This is a genomic window from Mucilaginibacter sp. P2_D11, from assembly GCF_056404435.1.
In genome coordinates this window covers 1-17848 of the sequence record NZ_JBFUEA010000034.1, presented here as the reverse complement: position 1 = coordinate 17848, position 17848 = coordinate 1, and the positions used below count along the sequence as shown (strand labels likewise).

The window sequence follows — 17848 nt, the reverse complement described above, 5'->3', positions numbered from 1 at the left end:
GTCATTGAGTCATTCTTTGCACACTGATGAATGAATAAACAATATAAAATATAGAAAAGTCACCTGTCCTGGTGTCGAACGAGTTAACAATGACTCAATGACCCAATGACCTGGTGACCAATCTGAAGAAATTCAGGTGCCTATATCGGCGGTGTCCACCTCTTCCCATTCCGAACAGAGAAGTTAAGCCCGCCAGAGCCGATGGTACTGCAGTAAAATGTGGGAGAGTAGGTCGGTGCCAAATCTTAAAGTTAAACCCCCTTGCGTAAGCTTGGGGGTTTCTTTATTTATAGCCCAACAAAGCCGATAGTACTGTCCGCTGGCTAGCGGATGGGAGCCCCGGATAGCCGGGACATAAGTAGGTCGGTGCCAAATCTTAAAGTTACCCCCCCCTTGCGCAAGCTTGGGGGTTTCTTTATTTATAGACTATTTGCCTGCCCATCCCCCCAAAGCGTTCACGCTGCGCAGCGTGAACACCGTGAACACTACCATACCCCTCATAATCAGGAGTTTCCAAATTTGCGCATGGTGTCAAAATCGTGTCACCACTTTTATTGTTGGATGTAGTTATATTATCATCGGTAGCAATTCTATTCAATTGTTACCATTGCTTTTATCACACCGTTTGCCGGGTTAAGCCAGCTCTCGAATTTATCGCTCACTTCATCAAAAGCAACGCGGTTGGTAATGTAGGTTTCTGGTTTTATCCAGCCGTTTTTAATGGCTTGTATTACTTGTTCAAAATCTTCGCGGGTTGCATTACGACTGCTCATCAGCGTGGCTTCCCGTTTATGAAATTCGGGGTGACTAACGATAAGATCGCCTTTTTGCAGCCCAACCAAAACGTATCGCCCGCCATGCGCCAAATAATTAAATCCGTTGTTAATGGCCTTTTGACTGCCGGTTGCATCTATCACAACGGTGGGCATATCGCCACCGGTAATTTCGTTTAAGCAACCGGCGATATCTTCTGTTTGCACGTTAATGGTAAAGTCTACATTTAGCTTTTCACGGCAAAATGATAAACGCTGCCCGTTCACATCGGCAGCAATTACGCGGCCACCGGCCATGCGCGCAAATTCCATAATTCCCAACCCTATTGGGCCGGCACCAACAACAAGCACATATTCGCCTTGTTTAACATCAGCCCTCCTCACTCCGTGTGCACCTATGGCTAAAGGTTCTATCAGCGCCAGCTCATCAAAACCCAATCCTTCGCCTTTAACAAGTAAACGCGTAGGCACCTGCATATATTCGGCCATGCCGCCATCGGTATGCACACCGCAAACCTGTATGCTGGTACAACAGTTTGGCTTTTGCGAACGGCAGGCTATGCAGTGCCCGCAGTTGTAGTAAGGGATAAAGGTAACTGCTTCGCCTTTTTCGAAACCTTCCGCTCCGCCTGTATCTATCAATTCGCCAGCTAACTCGTGGCCCAAAATACGCGGGTAGCTAAAGTAGGGTTGCGTACCTTCGAAGGCGTGCAGGTCGGTCCCGCAAATGCCTACCCTTTTAATTTTCAGCAGGGCATTGCCCGGTTGCAGCACAGGTAGATCCGCAACGCCGTATTCTAAATGCCCGGGCTTAATACACGTTAATATTTTCATTTACACTGGTTAAATAATTTGTTCATATTACCAATTTTTGAGTGTCCGGTGAATGTTACTGTTGATAAACCCTATTGATGATGAAGGGCAGGTAATCAGCACTTATCAAACCTTCGATGCTCAGTTTGCGCCAAAACTCGACAGGGATAACCGAAGTGGCCATGGCCACATTGTTCTTAACCCGTGCCGGATTGGTAGTGTTTAATGCAACACTCGTAACTCCGGGAGCACTCAAAGCAAACTGCACACAGGCAACAGCAGGCATAACGCCAAACTCACGGCAAATGGCGTCAAAACTATCCCGCCAGGCAATCAAACGTCTACCCTCATCAGTCTGCGGGTCTACGGGCCGGTAATTATAAAACCCGCCGCCGGTTAAAAATCCCGCGTTAAAAACAGCGGAGTTAATGATGATTATACCCCTGGCTTCCAGCTCTTTCATAAAGCGTATCAGTTCTGGCGGATGGCTGTGGATGGTCATACTGTTAGCAATCATCACCCAGTCCAGCCCTACGTCATTTGTTATTCTTTGAATAATTTTCCAATCTTTTGCGCCAACGCCTATCGCTTTTACTTCGCCTTTTTGCTTTAAATCCGCCAGTGCGCGGTAAGCCTCCAGTATATCCTGGTAACGTTTGTCACGGTCGCCGTCACTATCTGCGGCCAGCAGGTACTCATCAGGATCGTGCACAGATACAAGCGAGGCTTTATACCCGTTTAAGAGGTGGTTGCCTTGTTCGTAACATTGCAATATCCCATCGTAGCTGATGCTTTGTACGGCGTCGTATTGAAGCCCTTTCCAAACGCCGGGTTCAAAAGTTGGTTCTTCGGTTCTCAACTCAGTGCGCAACCAGCCCAGTTTATTGCTGATGAGTACATCTTCGGGTGCAACACCTGTTTGTTTCAGGCAGTTTCCGATGCATTCAAGCGAAAGGCCGGCCCCATATTTTCCGGCGGTGTCAAAAACAACCGGCTTTGCAGAGGAGGCAATGCATTCTTTTACGATAGCAAGTTTAACGCTATCCGGCAAAGCAACATATAAATTACCCAGGCCGCTGGTGCCAAAAATTACCTCAGGTAGGTTAATGCCTGTCATTCTTTTTAATTTAGTTCTATTTTTAAGCCCAATACGGTCCAGGCAGGCATATTGGCAGGTTTTGTGATAACGAGCGCATCACCCTCCTGTTTCCATTGTAGTTTTTGCGTATTGCCTAAAAGCTTTACCGACTTAATGGCCTTGTCATTTACTTTTGAATTTTTTCCAAGCGAGGTAATTCGAATATCTCCCGTAGGAGTATCCATGCAGAACGCATATAGGTTGTTGCCTTTGGTGGTAAAGCGGATATCGGTTGGCTGATAAGCATTAACATCGCTTAAGCCGCCAAACTGGCCTTTTTTCTGGTTTGTTTTGACGGTTGAAGGGCCCTCGCCGTAAATTTTCCAGGGGCGGGTACCATAAATGCCTTCGCCGTTCGCCGGTATCCAGTCTGCAATCTGCTCTACAATAGCCAGCACATCGGGCTCCAGGTCGCCTTCGGGTGTTTGCACAACGTTTATCAGCAGGTTTCCGTTCTTGCTTACGATATCCAGCAGCATTTGTATTACTTCTGTACCTGTGCGGTATTTTTGCCCGGTTTGGTAAAACCAGTCGCCTATGGAGGTGTCTGTTTGCCATGGGTAAGTGCTTATAGAATCGAGCACTCCGCGCTCTACATCCTGCGCCCATTTTCCGTCAGATGCTTCTTTACAATTGTAAACTGCCGTCAGTTTGCCGCCGTTGTGGTCAATATCCCCATTGTAATAATTTGCCAGCATGCTGCGGCCCACCACATCGAAAGGTAATTTACTATCAGAATACAGCAGGTCGGGGTGATAGGTGTCCACCAGTTCTTTAATTTCTGCATACCATTGTTTCATGTATTCAGGATTGGTAGTAAGCCATCCGTTATCGCCGGCTGCGGCCTTGGTGTGGTAAAGATCGGCATATTGCGGGTCGGCGCCATCATAAGGTATCCCTTTATATTGCCCGGCGGTGTCGGCACCGTGTGCAGGCTGGTACCAGGTATAGCTGGCCGCCAAATGTTCTGATACGCCAAACCTAAGGCCCTGTTTTTTTGCGGCTTTTTGCCAAAGGCCAACCACATCTTTATGCGGCCCCATATTAACTGCATTCCATTTATGGATCTTTGAGTTCCATAAAAAGAAATTATCGTGATGGCTGGCCATGCTCACAAAGTATTTTGCGCCCGCCCGTTTGTACAGCGCCATCAGTTTTTCGGGGCTCCATTTTTCGGCTCTCCATAATGGGATAATATCCTTGTACCCGAATTTTGAAGGGCTGCCGTAATGTGCTACATGATATTTGTTTTGCCTGCTGTTCTCCACGTACATATTGCGGGCGTACCAATCGCCCTGGCGCGGAACAGCCTGCGGCCCCCAGTGTGCCCAAATACCGAATTTGGCATCCCTAAACCACTCCGGGTATTTATATTCTTTTAATGACGCATCCGTAGGTTTAAAAGGCCCACTATTTATTGGCAGATCCTGGGCGCAAACAACCGATACGCTCATTGCCAGTGCCGTTACGGTTAAGCAGGTTAATGTTAGTTTTTTTCTCATAGTTTATTGGCTTGATTTTTAATTAAGATCAATTTAAATGGAGGTATTAAAGAACCGGGGAAACGGGTAATTCGGTTGGTGTGAGCTTGCTCACGCGATGACCCCTTAGGCCAAACAAGGCAATTACGATGAAACATACCAGCGGCACATAATAGGCCTCCTGGATATTGCCTGTAGTATCACTAACGTAGCCGAATATGCGGGGGATGATCGCTCCGCCGACGATTGACATAATAATGAGACTGCTGCCGAATTCAGTATCGCTTTTCAGATCTTTAATGCCCAGCGCAAATATGGTAGGGAACATAATAGACATGAAAAAGCAAATACCGATTACGGTGTAAACCGTGATAATGCCATGAGCAAAAACGGCTACCAAACAAAGCGCGATATTGATGATGGCGTAGATGGCGAGCAAGTTTTCTGATTTAAAAAACTTCATTAGCGCCGTGCCCACAAATCGCCCGGCAAGGAACGCGCCACCGCATATGCCAAGGTAATCGGCCGCTTCTATATCCGATAATTTTGCGGCGCGTGTTGCGTATAAAATAAAAAGGCTAAATACTGATACCTGCGCGCCTACATAAAAAAATTGCGCGGCTACTCCCCACGATAAATGCCTGTGTTTAAGTGCATGGAGGATATTTTTACTCGCGGCAGGCCCGTCGTTATTTTGGATTTTAGGGAGTTTAGTGAACGAAAAGACAATAGCAATAAGCACCAGGATGGCACCTAAAACCAAATAAGGCATTTTTACGGTTGATGCTTCGGCTGCAAGCGCTATTTTACGTGCACTTGCGCCCATTGCATCTAATTGGGCGGGCGTATTGCCTTTGTTTAGAATAAGTCGCGCACCAATAATAGGGGCAAGCGTAGCAGCGAGCCCATTAAACGACTGCGCAAAATTTAATCGGAAGGTAGCGTTTTTCGGGTCGCCCAGAACGGTGATATAAGGATTGGCGGCAGTCTCCAGTATGGTTAAGCCGCAGGCAATAACAAATAACGCACCTAAAAACGGGGCATATTCCTGCGTGTTGGCCGCCGGGATAAAAAGAAAGCAGCCCAAAGCAAAAAACAGCAGGCCGGTTATAATACCGGTTTTATAGCCAAACTTTTTCATGATATAGCCGGCGGGCAACGCCATAATAAAATAAGCGATGAATACGGCAGAATCTACCAGTGTGGCCTGTACGGTTGAAAGTGTAAACGACCGTTTTAAATGCGGTATTAGTATAGGGTCGAGATTATGGGCAAAACCCCACAAAAAAAATAACGAAGTTATTAGAATTACCGGGAACAAGGTGCTTTGCGCTTTCTGTGTCATAAAATCCAGGAATGATGTTACAATTGGTTGTCCAAAGAAAGCGCGTTTAAAGATCTATGGAGAAAAAAAATTATCCGGTTATTAAGGTATTTTATCTTCTATTCATTCTAATTGCTATTTTTAGGAATATTTATTGAAATGAAGCCACAATTACTTAAGGTACCTTATGAACCCGACCACTCTTTTGGCGTGCGAAAGGAAATGAAGCCTAATATCAACAACAGGTGGCATTATCATACGGAAGTGGAACTGATCTATTTCCACAAGGGGCAGGGCACACAGTTCATTGGCGATAACATCAAACAATTTGGGCCGGGGGATATTGTGCTGGTGGGCAGTAATTTGCCTCACTTTTGGAAATTTGAAAATTATGACTTAAACGAACCCGGCGTTGAAGAACCCTATTCTACCGTTATCCATTTTTTTGAAAATTTTATAGGAGAGCGATTCCTGCATTTGCCCGAAGCCAGGCCGGTAAAAAATTTCCTGGAAAGAGCGCGCCGTGGGGTGGTTATCAGCGGTACCGATTCGGAACAAGCCGCCGCGCTAATTGAAAAAGTTCACCAAAAGGATGGTTTGTATAAAATAATCGCTCTTATCGAATGCTTGTGTTTTATGGCCTCATCAAGCCAGGTTACCGAACTTTCATCCATCGGTTACAAGTATGAGTTCCCTGAATCTGAAAATAAACGGATCAATGCCATTTATAACTACACACTCAAGAATTTTCAGCTAAAAATCCTGTTATCCGAGGTTGCCGAAATTGCCGGAATGACCCCGAATTCTTTTTGCAGGTATTTTAAGCATTATACCGGTAAAAGCTATTTCGACTTTTTGACAGACATCCGAATTGGGTATGCCTGCAAATTATTGCTCGAGAATAAGTTGTCGGTGAAACAAATATGCTACGAATGCGGCTATCGGAATTTTTCCTGTTTTCATAAGATTTTTAAAGAGACAACCGGGAAAACGCCGCTGTTATACGCTCAGCAATTTGATGTGAATTGTTAAGCGAGTGGAGAAAGCACTGCCGCAAAGTCTTAAATAGATGGCTTAAGATTTTTGGATTGGCAAGGTGAAATTAAACGCGCTGCCTTTCCCTATTTCACTATCTACCCAAATTTTGCCCTTATGACGATTAATGATTTCAGAGCACAGGTAAAGCCCAATGCCAAAACCATCTATTTTTTCTGTTTCCTTACTTTCTACCCGATAATGAGGGAGAAAAAGTTTTTCAATATTTTCCGGAGATATGCCCATGCCCTGGTCACGTATGCTAACCGTAACTTTACTTTCGTCCAGGTCGCAACCTATTTCAGTTGGCATGCCGGTGCTTGAGTATTTAGCGGCATTGCTCAGCAAATTAACAAATACCTGTTCTATTTTATCACGGTCGGCATTAATAAGGATTGTTTCGCAAGGTGCCATAATAATCGGGTGGGTAGCGGTGATGAAAAGCGTTTCCTCCATCACTTCACTGAGTAATTCATTCAAGCTGAATGTTTGTTTCGTGAGGTGGATCTTCCCTGCTTCGGCACCGGATAAGTTGAGGAGGCTGTTAATCATATTGAGCATTTTCCTCACCTGTTTTTCCACCTTTGAAAGCGCACCAATTGAAAAACTATCCTTTTGTTTCTTCGCCCAGTTATTTAGCATTTGCACATAGGCTTTTAAAGCCGTCAGCGGAGTTTTAAGTTCATGGCTAACGATGCCGATAAATTTGCTACGCCGCAAATCGTTTTGCTTTTGTTCGGTAATGTCAATTACAATACCAGAGAAATAGGTGTTGTTAATATCGGATGTACTGAAACCGCCGGTAATACTCAACCAATGAGTTTTTTTCTCAGACGGCAAGATAACCGGACATTCCAGGTATAGATTGGTATGCTGTTTAATGGCACTGTCTACTGCTGCCCGAACGCTTCGGCGATGCTTTTCTACCACATTTAACAAGGCATCATCGAACGACATTTCTTCTTCCGGCGAACAGCCGAATAAAACCTTGGTACGGTTAGAGGGAAGGAATTTACTGGTTACAGCATCCATTATCCAAATTCCGACGTTGGCGGAATCGAGTGCCATTTGCGCAACATCAAGAGTCAAAAATGGCTTGTCAGGATCAGTTGCCGGTTGGTTCTCAGAAAGTTCATTCATCATACTGCTCATATCCAAATCAGGCCAAAAATACGGTATTTTAAAGTGATTAGGTGCAGAAGAAATAATGGTTATATTATTAAGACAATCTTTCGTTTCAACCCTTCCCGTATACATGCCATCCGGCCCGGCACGCAGTGGCACTGATGCTGGTCTTACCTCAATACTTTATTTACGGCGTTTATCAGGTATTCCTTTTTGTCGTCGGAGTATTCCCAAAACATTACGCCCGCCATGTCCTTTTTCATCACATAGTAGCACTTTTGCGTTACCGACCATTCATCGTAGTCGGGATTAATCAGGTTAAATTTTCAGGCGGAGGTTTTTCTTTTCCATCAGGCCGACCAGCAGTATCAGTATAAAAGATGTAGCCAGCGATCGCAGAATGCCCACTGCGCCGGTATTGATAAACAGTGGGTATTTTATCAGGAACAGTTTCAGCAAAAACACCTGGAAGTAGGGCATGAGGTAACAGGTGAGGGTGCTGGTACCGGCGGGGCGTATCCAGCTGAAAAGGTTTTTGTTGCCGCGCACATCAACCAGGTAAATCAGCAGTTCGAAAACTAGTATGGTGATACCGGCGCAGATGAATACCCATGCCGGCGTAGCATGTATTTTGGAGATACCCCCCGCGTAGGGCCTGATAACCAACCCCGCTAACAACAGCAATACACCGATTGCGCTGAAAGTGGCCCATAGCAACTGCGTTTTTCCCAGTTCTACCAAACGGGCGTATATACCGGAGATGACGATACCCGTCATCACCAGTGCTACCGATGCGCCATCGCCGATGAGCCAAACCTTGCCTTTGGGCATGATGCTATGGCAAACGATGTTGAGGGCCACAAACGCCACCCAGCAGGCAATAAGGTACGCCAGCTTCCCTTTTAACAGGTAGTATAATATGGCGCAAACCAGGTAGGCCCAGCCAATGATGCCCAGTATGCCCCACCAGCCCGGGCGCACGCCATGCGCAATTTCATCATCGTCGCAGCCTTTGTAGATAATGGCCATTATCAGCAACAAAACAACACCGGCAGAAATCATTAGATTTTTAAAGATTTTTGAAGAATTCTTCGGGTAATCCAGCCATATTAAAAAGAAAGCTACCGTAATGATAAGCGCCCAGGCGGCTTGTACTATCGGTGCTGTAGCTTCGTCATACGATTCGAGGTTGACGTGAAAGAACCCCATAATCAGCAATGCCGCGCTGCGGGTGAGTATGTAGAAGAGCACCTGGCGGGCATTATCCCCTTTTTTGATGCGGTTGTTGATGGCGAAAGGCAGCGACAACCCAACAATGACCAAAAAGGCAGGGAATATAATATCGGCGAAGCCCAATGCATCTTCGCTGGCTTTGGCATGATCTATCCATTCGGGGATGTTTTTTACGCCGCCAACATCGTTAACGAATATCATTAAAAACATGGTGACGGCGCGCAGCACATCGATGGATAAAAGGCGTTTTGGTAATTGCGACATTTTGATTATCTGGGTATAGGCTCGTTTATAATTACCAGTTGTAACCGCGTTCTTTGGCGTAATCGGTAATAATATCCAGCGATGACTTTACACCTCCCGCCAGTTTGCCATGTGTTGCGATCAGGAATTTCCGTGTTGTATGCATAATGTTATTAAAGCTTTATAAGCCCTATATTTATGTTGTTATTTGATAGCTATTTGAGTTGCGAATCATTTAAAAAGGACTTATCACCGGTCAGGAAAAATTGGCTAATAAATCTAAGTATTTATTATTGGTAGCAGTATAGTAGTGGCATAAAATTATTTGTGCGAGACTTTATCTCCTAACTTTGGATAGCGCTAATAACCGGCTGGCAACACACTATATTATGATGAAAAGAACAAGATGCGTTTCCTTGCTGAAACAATGTGTGCTGGCCATATTGCTGGCGCTGCCGGTTTGTGCAATTGCGCAACAGGTTAAAGTGGTTACTAACCATGTAGGATACGAATTCGACAAACCTAAGCACGCCATATTGGTTGCCGAAAGTAAAATTGTAGTGAGCAGCGTTAAATTAATAGATGCAGAAAGCGGTAAGGTAGTTTTTACCTGCAAAGCGAATTACAGCGGCCCGGTAGATAAATGGAAACACTGGCAATTTTACACTGTCGATTTCAGCAGCTTTAACACAATTGGCAATTATAAACTTGTGGTTACCCTGCCGCAAAAAACGGTGAGCTCCTTCCCGTTCGCCATTGGTAAAAACCTGCTGGAGCAGAAAACCATATCAGAAGTGGTATATTATTTTAAAGGGCAGCGCAGTTCTGGCTTGTTGGATAAGGCCGACCGTACGTTGACCTTGTCGGGTAAGGGGAAAGATACCATCGATGCCCACGGCGGCTGGTACGATGCCACGGGCGATTATGGCAAGCATCTTTCGCACCTCTCGTTCTCGGTTTATTTCAATCCGCAGCAGATATCACTTACCGACTGGAGCCTGTTCAAAACCTACGAGTTATTAAGTGCCCGCACGGGTACAGATTATCGCCAATTCAATCGCCGTATTTTGGATGAGGCCATGTACGGTGCCGATTACCTGGTGAGGATACAGGTGAAAGATGGCTCGTTCTATCGCTCGGTTGGTGCGCCGGGGCCGGGCAAATTGCCGAAAGACAGGGTAGTACAGCCAGATGAAGGTAGTTATCGCATCAAGGTGAACAAGAGCCAGTCGTTCACCAAAACTATTGAACAAAAGAGCCTGCGAAGCTATTTGGCAAGTTATCGTTCAGGTGGTGGCTTGGCCATTGCCTCGCTGGCGATGGCATCTGCTTACCCTACATCCGGAGAGTTTAGCAATGCCGATTATTTACAAGCTGCGGAAAATGCTTTCGCCTTCCTCGAAAAACAAAACGCAACTATTGATTACGATGGCAAAGAAAATATCCTCGACGATTATTGTGCCTTAGCCGCCGCTACCGAATTATACAAAGCAACCCATAAAGATGTTTACAAAACAGCGGCAGCGCAACGTGCCGATAACCTCATTGCCAGGCTTGCCGCATGGGCTCAATACAAAAATTACTGGCGCGCCGATGATAAGGACAGGCCGTATTTCCACCCCTCGGATGCCGGGATGCCTGTTGTGAGCCTGCTGGAATTCTGTCCACTTGCAAGTGAAGCGATGCAGCAAAAAATAAAGGCGGCCGTAAAGGCATCCTTGCAATTTGAACTGGGTATTACGCACGAGGTAAACAATCCTTTTGGATACAGTCGCCAGTTGGTGCAGGATACCCTGGGTAACCGCCGCAGCACATTCTTTTTTCCGCATGGCAGCGATGCATCGCCATGGTGGCAGGGCGAGAATGCCCGGTTGGGTTCAATAGCCACAGCCGCAAAAATGGCCGCAGCTTTGTTTAAGGATGATAAGCCATTTCACGACCAGCTGCAAAGCTTCGCGCTCGACCAGCTGAACTGGATACTCGGGCTTAATCCGTTTGATGCCAGCATGCTGCAAGGCACCGGCCATAATAACCCAGCCTATGGCTTTTTCGGTACGTTCGAGTACACCAACGCGCCGGGCGGCATTGTCAATGGTATTACGTCGGGCTTTGAGGACGAGCACGATATCGATTTTAATATCCCATACGCAGTATCGGGTAAAGACTCCGACTGGCGCTGGGCAGAGCAGTGGTTGCCGCATGCCGCCTGGTACCTTTTAGCCGTAGCCACACCATAACTATCGAACACCAATGACTATTATAAAACCTCTATGAAAAAATCAGTCGTCATAAGCCTGTTCTGCCTTTTCGCATTTGCGTGTAACGCGCAAAAAACGCCGCGCTTTAAAGTTATAGCCCTGTACGAAAATGGCGGGCACCACCTCGAATACTCCAAGGCAGCAAAGCTATGGCTGGATAAACTTGCCGCTGACAGCAACTTTACGGTAGACTATATACAGAATACCGATAATATCGACAGTGCCTTTTTAAGCAAATACCAGTTATTTATCCAACTGGATTTCCCGCCGTATGCCTGGAAAGATAAAGCCGTGAAGGCCTTTGAGCAGTATATCAACGAGGGCAGGGGAGGCTGGATAGGTTTCCACCATGCCACGCTGCTGGGCGAGTTTGATGGCTACCCGCTGTGGCCCTGGTTCTATCAGTTTATGGGGCAGATAAAGTTTAAAAACTATATCCCTGTCTTTGCAAAAGGGACTGTGAATGTGGAAGATAAGGCACACCCGGTAATGAAGGGCATACCATCATTGTTTTGGGTGCAAAAAGAAGAGTGGTACACCTACGATAAAAGCCCCAGGTCGAATGTGCACGTGCTGGCATCAGTTGATGAAAGCAGCTATATACCAAACGGCGACGTAAAAATGGGCGACCACCCCGTAGTGTGGATCAACCCCGCTTACAAAGCCCGCAACGTCTATATTTTCATGGGCCACTCGCCGGTATTGTTCGATGATGCGAACTATAAGAAACTTTTCAGCAACGCTATATTCTGGGCCGCTAATAAAAATTAACCCCTAAACCTTATCACAATGCTTAATAGATTAATGCTCATCTGCCTCCTGCTTCCGTTAGCAACACCACGTCATCGGAACGCACACTTCAAATAAATTTCCGGGTTTGGTTCGTTTCCGGGCCCTACTTTATCAGATTTTCGTAATCGTCAATCGTATCTATATCAATGCTTCCCTTTTCAAATAACACGGTGGCGGTATCATCTGCATGGGTCAGGAGTATTTTTTTTGCGCCTTCGTGGCCTTGTAGCAAAAGGAGCTTTGAAAATAAGGAGTGGTGGAACAATGCCGGAGGCCCAGTAGTATCGCCGTAGGTGCAGGCAACAATGGGCATGCCGGTTTCGCCATGTTTATCAATCAGGTTGTCCAGCAATCCAGGGCTTATGAAAGGCTGGTCGCATAGTAAGATGATTGCATTTTCGAGGGATGCGTATTTATTTACCTCGGTGATCGCAAGCCGGATAGAGGAGGCCATACCTTCCTGCCAATGGTTATTATAAAGCGTCGTGGTGCCGTCAATTGGCTTTATTTGGTCGGTATTTGCGCCGAGCACTACCACTATTTGCCCGCATTTTGATTGCTGCGCGCAGTCGACTGCATGTTGCAGCAGGGTTTGGCCATTGTGCAACAGGTTCTGCTTGGGTTGGCCCAGCCTGCTTGATGCGCCGGCCGCAAGGATAATTGCCGCTGTCATTTACAGGCTGTGGATAATGGTTGTTTTATACTTCAATGATCTGCCGTTGCGTTGAGCGGATACAGCCTTTATTTCGGCAAGAATGGCTAAAGCGATTTCTTCGGCCGTTTCAGAACCGATATCAAGTCCCACGGGGCCGTGTATCGCATCCATATTGCCCGCGCTTATTTCGGTTCCGCCGGCTTCCAGTTCGTCCAGCATGCGTTCCAGTTTTTTCCGGGGGCCTAGAATGCCTATGTAGGGCGGTTGCATCGGCAAAAGCGTTTTCAGGAATGCTATTTCGTAATTATAGTTATGCGTCATCAATACGAAGGCCGTTTGCGCGCTTCTGTCAAGCTTATTTAGTACTTCATCGGCTTTTGCAATCAGTATTTTACCCACGCGCGGAAAACGTTCTGCAGTAGCGTAATTTGGCCTGCCATCCACAACCGTAACCTCCCAACCCAGCACTGTGGCCATTTGAGTAAGCGGAATGACATCGTTCCCCGCACCAATAATTACCAGCGAAACCGACGGCTTTACGCATTCTACGAATGCGGTATATTCCTCATAATCCTTCACCGCCGAGCGTTGGCCGTCCAATGCCTCCATTGCATAGCCAAGCAAAAGGCTATCATAAGGCGTTGTTGCCCCGTTGCGTATGATGCCCTGCGCTGTAAGACACAGGCAAGAGCCGGGTTGGGCGGCCTTTCGATTTTGGAGGGAAAACAGCGTAACCAGCACAGCATGGCTGCGCGAAGCAATTACGGTTTTTAATAAGGCAATTGGGTTAGAGTGTTCATGCCTGATAGGCTCTATGAGGATGTGGATGATGCCGTTGCAGCCAAGGCCAACGCCCAGTTTGGCATCGTCATCGTCCATAGTATCGTAAGTAACAAGCAAGGGTTGTTGCTGCATAATTACCATGCGGGCTTTGCGCAGGGCATCGCCTTCCAGGCAGCCGCCGCTTATGGCGCCGGTCAGTTGCCCGTCTTCAGTAATCAGCATCCTGGCACCCGCGCGGCGATAGGCCGAACCTTCTACCAGTACCACGGTAGCCAGCGCGGTTTTAATTCCAAGTTTTACGGCGTCGTCATACGCCGCCACGATGTCGTTGATTTCTTTCATGTTTAACCTATGGCCCGCAGGCTATCCGGTTTTTTGCTTTATACGACGTTCATGTTAAACGGCAGTTTACGGATGCGTTTGCCCGTAAGGTCAAAGATGGCATCAGTAAGGGCAGGGGCGAAAGGGGGGAGGCCCGGTTCGCCTACGCCGCCGGCATCTGCCGTATTTTCCATAATGTGTACTTCTACAGTCGGCATATCTGTTATGCGCGGCATCAGGTAATCGTAAAAGTTATTTTGTTCTACCAAGCCGTTTTTGAAAGTAATTTCGTGTATGGTGGCAGCGCCCAAAGCCATCAGCACCGAGCCTTCTACCTGCGCCCTGATGATATCAGGGTTAACGTACCAGCCGCAGTCCATCACGGCCCAAACTTTGTCTATCTTGATTTTGCCAGCCGCATTGCGCGATACCTTCACCACCTGGCCCACGGTGGTTTCAAAGCATTCGGTAATGGCTACGCCATAGCCCTCGTTCTTTTTCCGCGCCTTCCAGCCAGATACTTCTTCCATGCGGTCTATCAGCCGCTGGCAGCGTTCGTCCTTAAGGTATTCCCTGCGGAAGCTAAGCTGGTCTTTTCCGGCTAGCAGGGCCATCTCGTTGATGAAACTTTCGTATGCGAAGCCGTTGGTGGAAGCATATACCGAACGCCACCACATATTTGGTAGCGGCATTTCGTAAGGCACATCGGCAAAACTGATGTCTTTGATGCTATCGAAATAAGGGTTCAGGAATCCTTCGGTAGTGCTGCCGTTTGGTTTGCTGCGCCCGGGTCCGTTCCAATGGTCGATGTTTTGGCCGGCCATCTTGAATTTGAGTGCAGTAATCGCACCGTTTTCCATTGCACCCTGGCCCCTGTAGGATATACCTGCACGGTATGGGCCTTGCTTAATGTCGTCTTCGCGGGTCCAAATTACCTGTACAGGCACGCCTGCTTGCTTAGAGATGGCCACGGCTTCCTGCGTATAGTCGAGGAAGGCCTTACGCCCGAAGCCACCGCCTAAGAAAGTCATGTTTACAACTACCTTCTCCCTGGGCATCTTGAATTTATCGCTGATGTCGCCCTGCACCCAATCCGGCGCTTGAATCGGGCCCCAAATCTCTATCTTGTCGCTTTGGTAATGCGCAATGCAATTAAGAGGCTCCATGGCCGCGTGAGCCTGATAGGGCGTTTGATAAATTACATCTAATTTTTTGCCGGGTTTAGCCAGTACCGCATCTGGGTTGCCCTGTTTTTTGAAGGAAAGGCCCTCTTTTGTCTTGAGCAATTCCTGGTGGCTTTTGTATATATCGGCCGTATTGACGTGCTCGAAACCTGTTTCGTCCCATACCACTTTAAGGGCTTTACGCCCCTGCATGGCAGCCCAGGTAGAATCGGCCAACACTGCTACGCCATCCCGCGTGGTATTGAAAACCAACATCTGTATCTTGAATACCTGTTTTACGCCGGGTACTTTACGGGCCGCGGTATCATCGAAGCTAATGAGCTTGCCGCGCAGCCTGGGGTTGCGCTCTACGCTGGCGAACAGCATGCCCGGTAGCCTTTTATCCAGGCCGAAAATAGCTTCGCCATTGGTTTTCATCGGCGTATCCAGCTTTTTAAGCGGCTTGCGTATCAGCTTGTAATCAGCCATCGGTTTAAGCGGTACATCCTTTGGTGGCGTAAGCTTCGATGCATCTGCAACCAGTTCACCGTAATTCAGCTTTTTGCCGGTTGGCCGGTGAAAAACCTGGCCCGATTGTGCATAGCAATCAGCAACGGGGGCATTCCATTTGGCGGCGGCTGCCATAATAAGCATCTGGCGCGCGGTGGCACCCAACGTAAGCAGGCGTTTGTAGGATCCCCGTATGGTAGAGCTGCCGCCGGTAATCTGACTGCCGTATTTATGGGGATCGCCTTTGGCGAATACCACTTCGATATCTTTAAGGTCTACTTCCAGTTCTTCGGCGATGATCTGCGGAACCGATTGGTAGGATCCCTGGCCCATCTCGGCACGATGATCCGTTAAGGTAACCTTACCATCCGTACCTATATGCATCCAGGCGTTGAACTCGAAGCCTGTGGCCTCTGCTGCACCTGCCGAAACCAACTGTGCCTTTTTTGCGTTGGCGGGGAAGTAGAAGCCTAAGCAAAGCGCGGTGCCTGCCAGGCCCGATGCCCGTATAAAATCTCTTCTCGATACTCCTTTAGTTTCCATTATGGCTACTGTTTGGGTTTGAATATTTATTTTGCTTTAGCCGATGGGGCATAGGCACCCTTGGCTATCCATTGGCGCACCTGCGCCGCAAATGCTGCCCGGCTTAGGGGCGGTAGTTTGCGGCCATCGCCGGGGTGCCAGGCCCAGCCAACTAAATCGTCGTTGGCCATATGGTCTATCAGCTGGGCTTTGCTGCGCCCGCCGTTCTGTTTGGTATCTAATAATTGCAGGGCCAACTGGCGCGGCGTGCGGCCCTGGAAAACCATGCGCATATTTGCCGGTGGCAAACCCCATTTAGGATTGCCGGGAGGCATATGCAGGCCGGCGGTATTCTCGGCCTGGTGGCAATTGCTGCAGCGGGCAGCATACATACCCTTCCCGTCGATGCCTCGCGTTACGTTCATAGTGTGGATATGGCTATCGTCGCCTTGTAAGGGTGCGTTGCCTGCGGGGTGGCAGTTCATGCAACGGGCACTCATCAGCACTTTGTAAACGGCCATGAAAGCCTTTACCGAGCCTATGCTGTCTTTAGCAGGTGCTTTATAGATGATTTCTTTTGCCGGTTGCGGCCTGAACGACAGGGTAATGGCAGCAACTATGACAGCTATGCAAGTAATGATGCCCAGCTTCTTCATAGTTTGGCTCCCTCCATAGGCATTTCTGCTGCTTTGTGGATAGCCGCCCTAACGCGCTGATAAGTGCCGCAGCGGCAGATATTGCCCGCCATGGCATCATCTATGTCCTGATCTGTAGGGTGGGGGTTCTCGCGCAGCAACACGGCGGCCGACATGATCTGACCCGACTGGCAGTAGCCGCACTGCGGTACGCTTAGTTCGTTCCAGGCTAGCTGCAGTGGATGATTGTTGGAGGCAGACAGGCCCTCTATGGTGACTATCTCCTGCCCGGCGGCCCGGTTCACCTTGGTTACGCAAGATCGTACGGCCTCGCCATTTAAATGCACGGTGCAGGCACCGCATTGTGCTGCGCCGCAGCCGAATTTAGTACCGGTTAGGCCTAGTATGTCACGGATAACCCACAGCAATGGCATATTGGGGTCAACGTTTACTTCTCGTTTTTGCCCGTTTACAGTTATATTCATAAGCGATAATTGGATAAAGTAAATTTAGCCTAATTATTCTGATAAAACATCTACAAGCATTTTGTTTTTTTTGGATGATAATATGTCCGCAGGTTTTTCCGATAACATTTCACAAGAACCGAGGCTGTTTAATTTTTCTCCGCAAGTGTTCCACTTTTGAATGTGGAACACTGATTTTTAAGTTATCATTGATTATCAAATAGTTGTGGTTTTTTGTGGAACGCTTTGGAACACCCCTGTGCTTTAGATAAAGCTCACAAATATCTTAATATTAAATACTTAAGAAAAAAATATGTGAAATATGTCTCGACCTGAAATAGGTTTACACATTAAGTAAACAAATATGGAAGAGAAAGTAGCCTCATTGATTCTTGAAGACCATAATGTAGGGGGTTTAAGTTATCGTACTTTAGCAAAGAAGTATGGAATATCCCGAACTCAAATCCACCGGATGGTGATGTCAAAGCAAAGGAAGCAGAAAAAACCGGCAGTAATCAAAGCGGAGGTAGTGGAAGAGTTAGCCTTACCAGACGACATAAAGTTACTGAAGGAGGAATTG

At 47.4% G+C, this 17848-nt stretch carries 15 protein-coding genes and 1 rRNA gene; 5 read left to right on the top strand and 11 right to left on the bottom strand.

The window, feature by feature from the left end:
- The first annotated feature begins 132 nt into the window (after positions 1-132).
- Positions 133-244, top strand: a 5S ribosomal RNA gene (gene rrf, locus AC1DXC_RS27035).
- Between the two features lie 346 nt (positions 245-590).
- Here rrf and AC1DXC_RS27030 read toward each other — a convergent pair.
- From AC1DXC_RS27030 to fucP, 4 genes are read right to left on the bottom strand one after another with little or no spacing between them, the layout of a single operon-like run.
- Positions 591-1607: a zinc-binding alcohol dehydrogenase family protein gene (locus AC1DXC_RS27030; RefSeq protein WP_477462296.1), complete on the bottom strand. Its 1017-nt coding sequence runs from the start codon at positions 1605-1607 to the stop codon at positions 591-593.
- Between the two features lie 55 nt (positions 1608-1662).
- On the bottom strand, positions 1663-2703 hold the full coding sequence (locus AC1DXC_RS27025) for an aldo/keto reductase (RefSeq protein WP_477462295.1): 1041 nt from the start codon (positions 2701-2703) through the stop codon (positions 1663-1665).
- Positions 2704-2708: 5 nt separating this feature from the next.
- On the bottom strand, positions 2709-4226 hold the full coding sequence (locus tag AC1DXC_RS27020) for an alpha-L-fucosidase (protein ID WP_477462294.1): 1518 nt from the start codon (positions 4224-4226) through the stop codon (positions 2709-2711).
- A gap of 46 nt (positions 4227-4272) precedes the next feature.
- Positions 4273-5550, bottom strand: coding sequence for an L-fucose:H+ symporter permease (fucP, locus tag AC1DXC_RS27015; RefSeq protein ID WP_477462293.1), 1278 nt, complete (start codon positions 5548-5550; stop codon positions 4273-4275).
- A 138-nt stretch (positions 5551-5688) separates the two neighbouring features.
- On the opposite strand from fucP, the gene AC1DXC_RS27010 reads away from it, so the two are divergent.
- Positions 5689-6561 (top strand): AraC family transcriptional regulator, encoded by an 873-nt coding sequence (locus AC1DXC_RS27010; RefSeq protein ID WP_477462292.1) that lies wholly within the window; start codon positions 5689-5691, stop codon positions 6559-6561.
- 42 nt (positions 6562-6603) lie between these two features.
- On the opposite strand, the gene AC1DXC_RS27005 is transcribed toward AC1DXC_RS27010, so the two are convergent.
- Both AC1DXC_RS27005 and AC1DXC_RS27000 read right to left on the bottom strand, forming a co-directional pair.
- Entirely contained in the window at positions 6604-7848 is a 1245-nt protein-coding gene (locus AC1DXC_RS27005; protein WP_477462291.1) for a PAS domain-containing sensor histidine kinase, read from the bottom strand.
- 159 nt (positions 7849-8007) lie between these two features.
- Positions 8008-9186: a DUF5009 domain-containing protein gene (locus tag AC1DXC_RS27000; protein ID WP_477462290.1), complete on the bottom strand. Its 1179-nt coding sequence runs from the start codon at positions 9184-9186 to the stop codon at positions 8008-8010.
- Positions 9187-9554: 368 nt separating this feature from the next.
- Here AC1DXC_RS27000 and AC1DXC_RS26995 point away from each other — a divergent pair, with 368 nt between their 5' ends.
- Together AC1DXC_RS26995 and AC1DXC_RS26990 are read left to right on the top strand one after the other, a co-directional pair.
- Entirely contained in the window at positions 9555-11402 is a 1848-nt protein-coding gene (locus AC1DXC_RS26995; RefSeq protein ID WP_477462289.1) for a glycoside hydrolase family 9 protein, read from the top strand.
- Between the two features lie 33 nt (positions 11403-11435).
- Positions 11436-12194, top strand: a complete 759-nt coding sequence (locus AC1DXC_RS26990; RefSeq protein ID WP_477462288.1) for a ThuA domain-containing protein — start codon at positions 11436-11438, stop codon at positions 12192-12194.
- Positions 12195-12318: 124 nt separating this feature from the next.
- On the opposite strand, the gene AC1DXC_RS26985 is transcribed toward AC1DXC_RS26990, so the two are convergent.
- From AC1DXC_RS26985 to AC1DXC_RS26965, 5 genes are read right to left on the bottom strand one after another with little or no spacing between them, the layout of a single operon-like run.
- Complete coding sequence (locus AC1DXC_RS26985) at positions 12319-12888, bottom strand: nucleotidyltransferase family protein (RefSeq protein WP_477462287.1); 570 nt, start codon at positions 12886-12888, stop codon at positions 12319-12321.
- Positions 12889-13995, bottom strand: a complete 1107-nt coding sequence (locus tag AC1DXC_RS26980; protein ID WP_477462286.1) for an XdhC family protein — start codon at positions 13993-13995, stop codon at positions 12889-12891. It abuts the gene before it with no gap.
- Positions 13996-14033: 38 nt separating this feature from the next.
- The gene (locus AC1DXC_RS26975; RefSeq protein ID WP_477462285.1) at positions 14034-16190 is read right to left on the bottom strand and encodes a xanthine dehydrogenase family protein molybdopterin-binding subunit; all 2157 of its coding nucleotides are present in this window, start codon (positions 16188-16190) and stop codon (positions 14034-14036) included.
- A gap of 26 nt (positions 16191-16216) precedes the next feature.
- Positions 16217-16825, bottom strand: a complete 609-nt coding sequence (locus tag AC1DXC_RS26970) for a hypothetical protein (RefSeq protein ID WP_477462283.1) — start codon at positions 16823-16825, stop codon at positions 16217-16219.
- Positions 16822-17289 (bottom strand): (2Fe-2S)-binding protein, encoded by a 468-nt coding sequence (locus AC1DXC_RS26965; protein ID WP_477462282.1) that lies wholly within the window; start codon positions 17287-17289, stop codon positions 16822-16824. The genes AC1DXC_RS26970 and AC1DXC_RS26965 overlap by 4 nt, the downstream gene beginning before the upstream one ends.
- A gap of 343 nt (positions 17290-17632) precedes the next feature.
- Between AC1DXC_RS26965 and AC1DXC_RS26960 the strand changes: the two genes are divergently transcribed.
- The coding region (locus tag AC1DXC_RS26960) for a hypothetical protein (RefSeq protein WP_477462281.1) at positions 17633-17848 on the top strand (216 nt) is incomplete at its 3' end.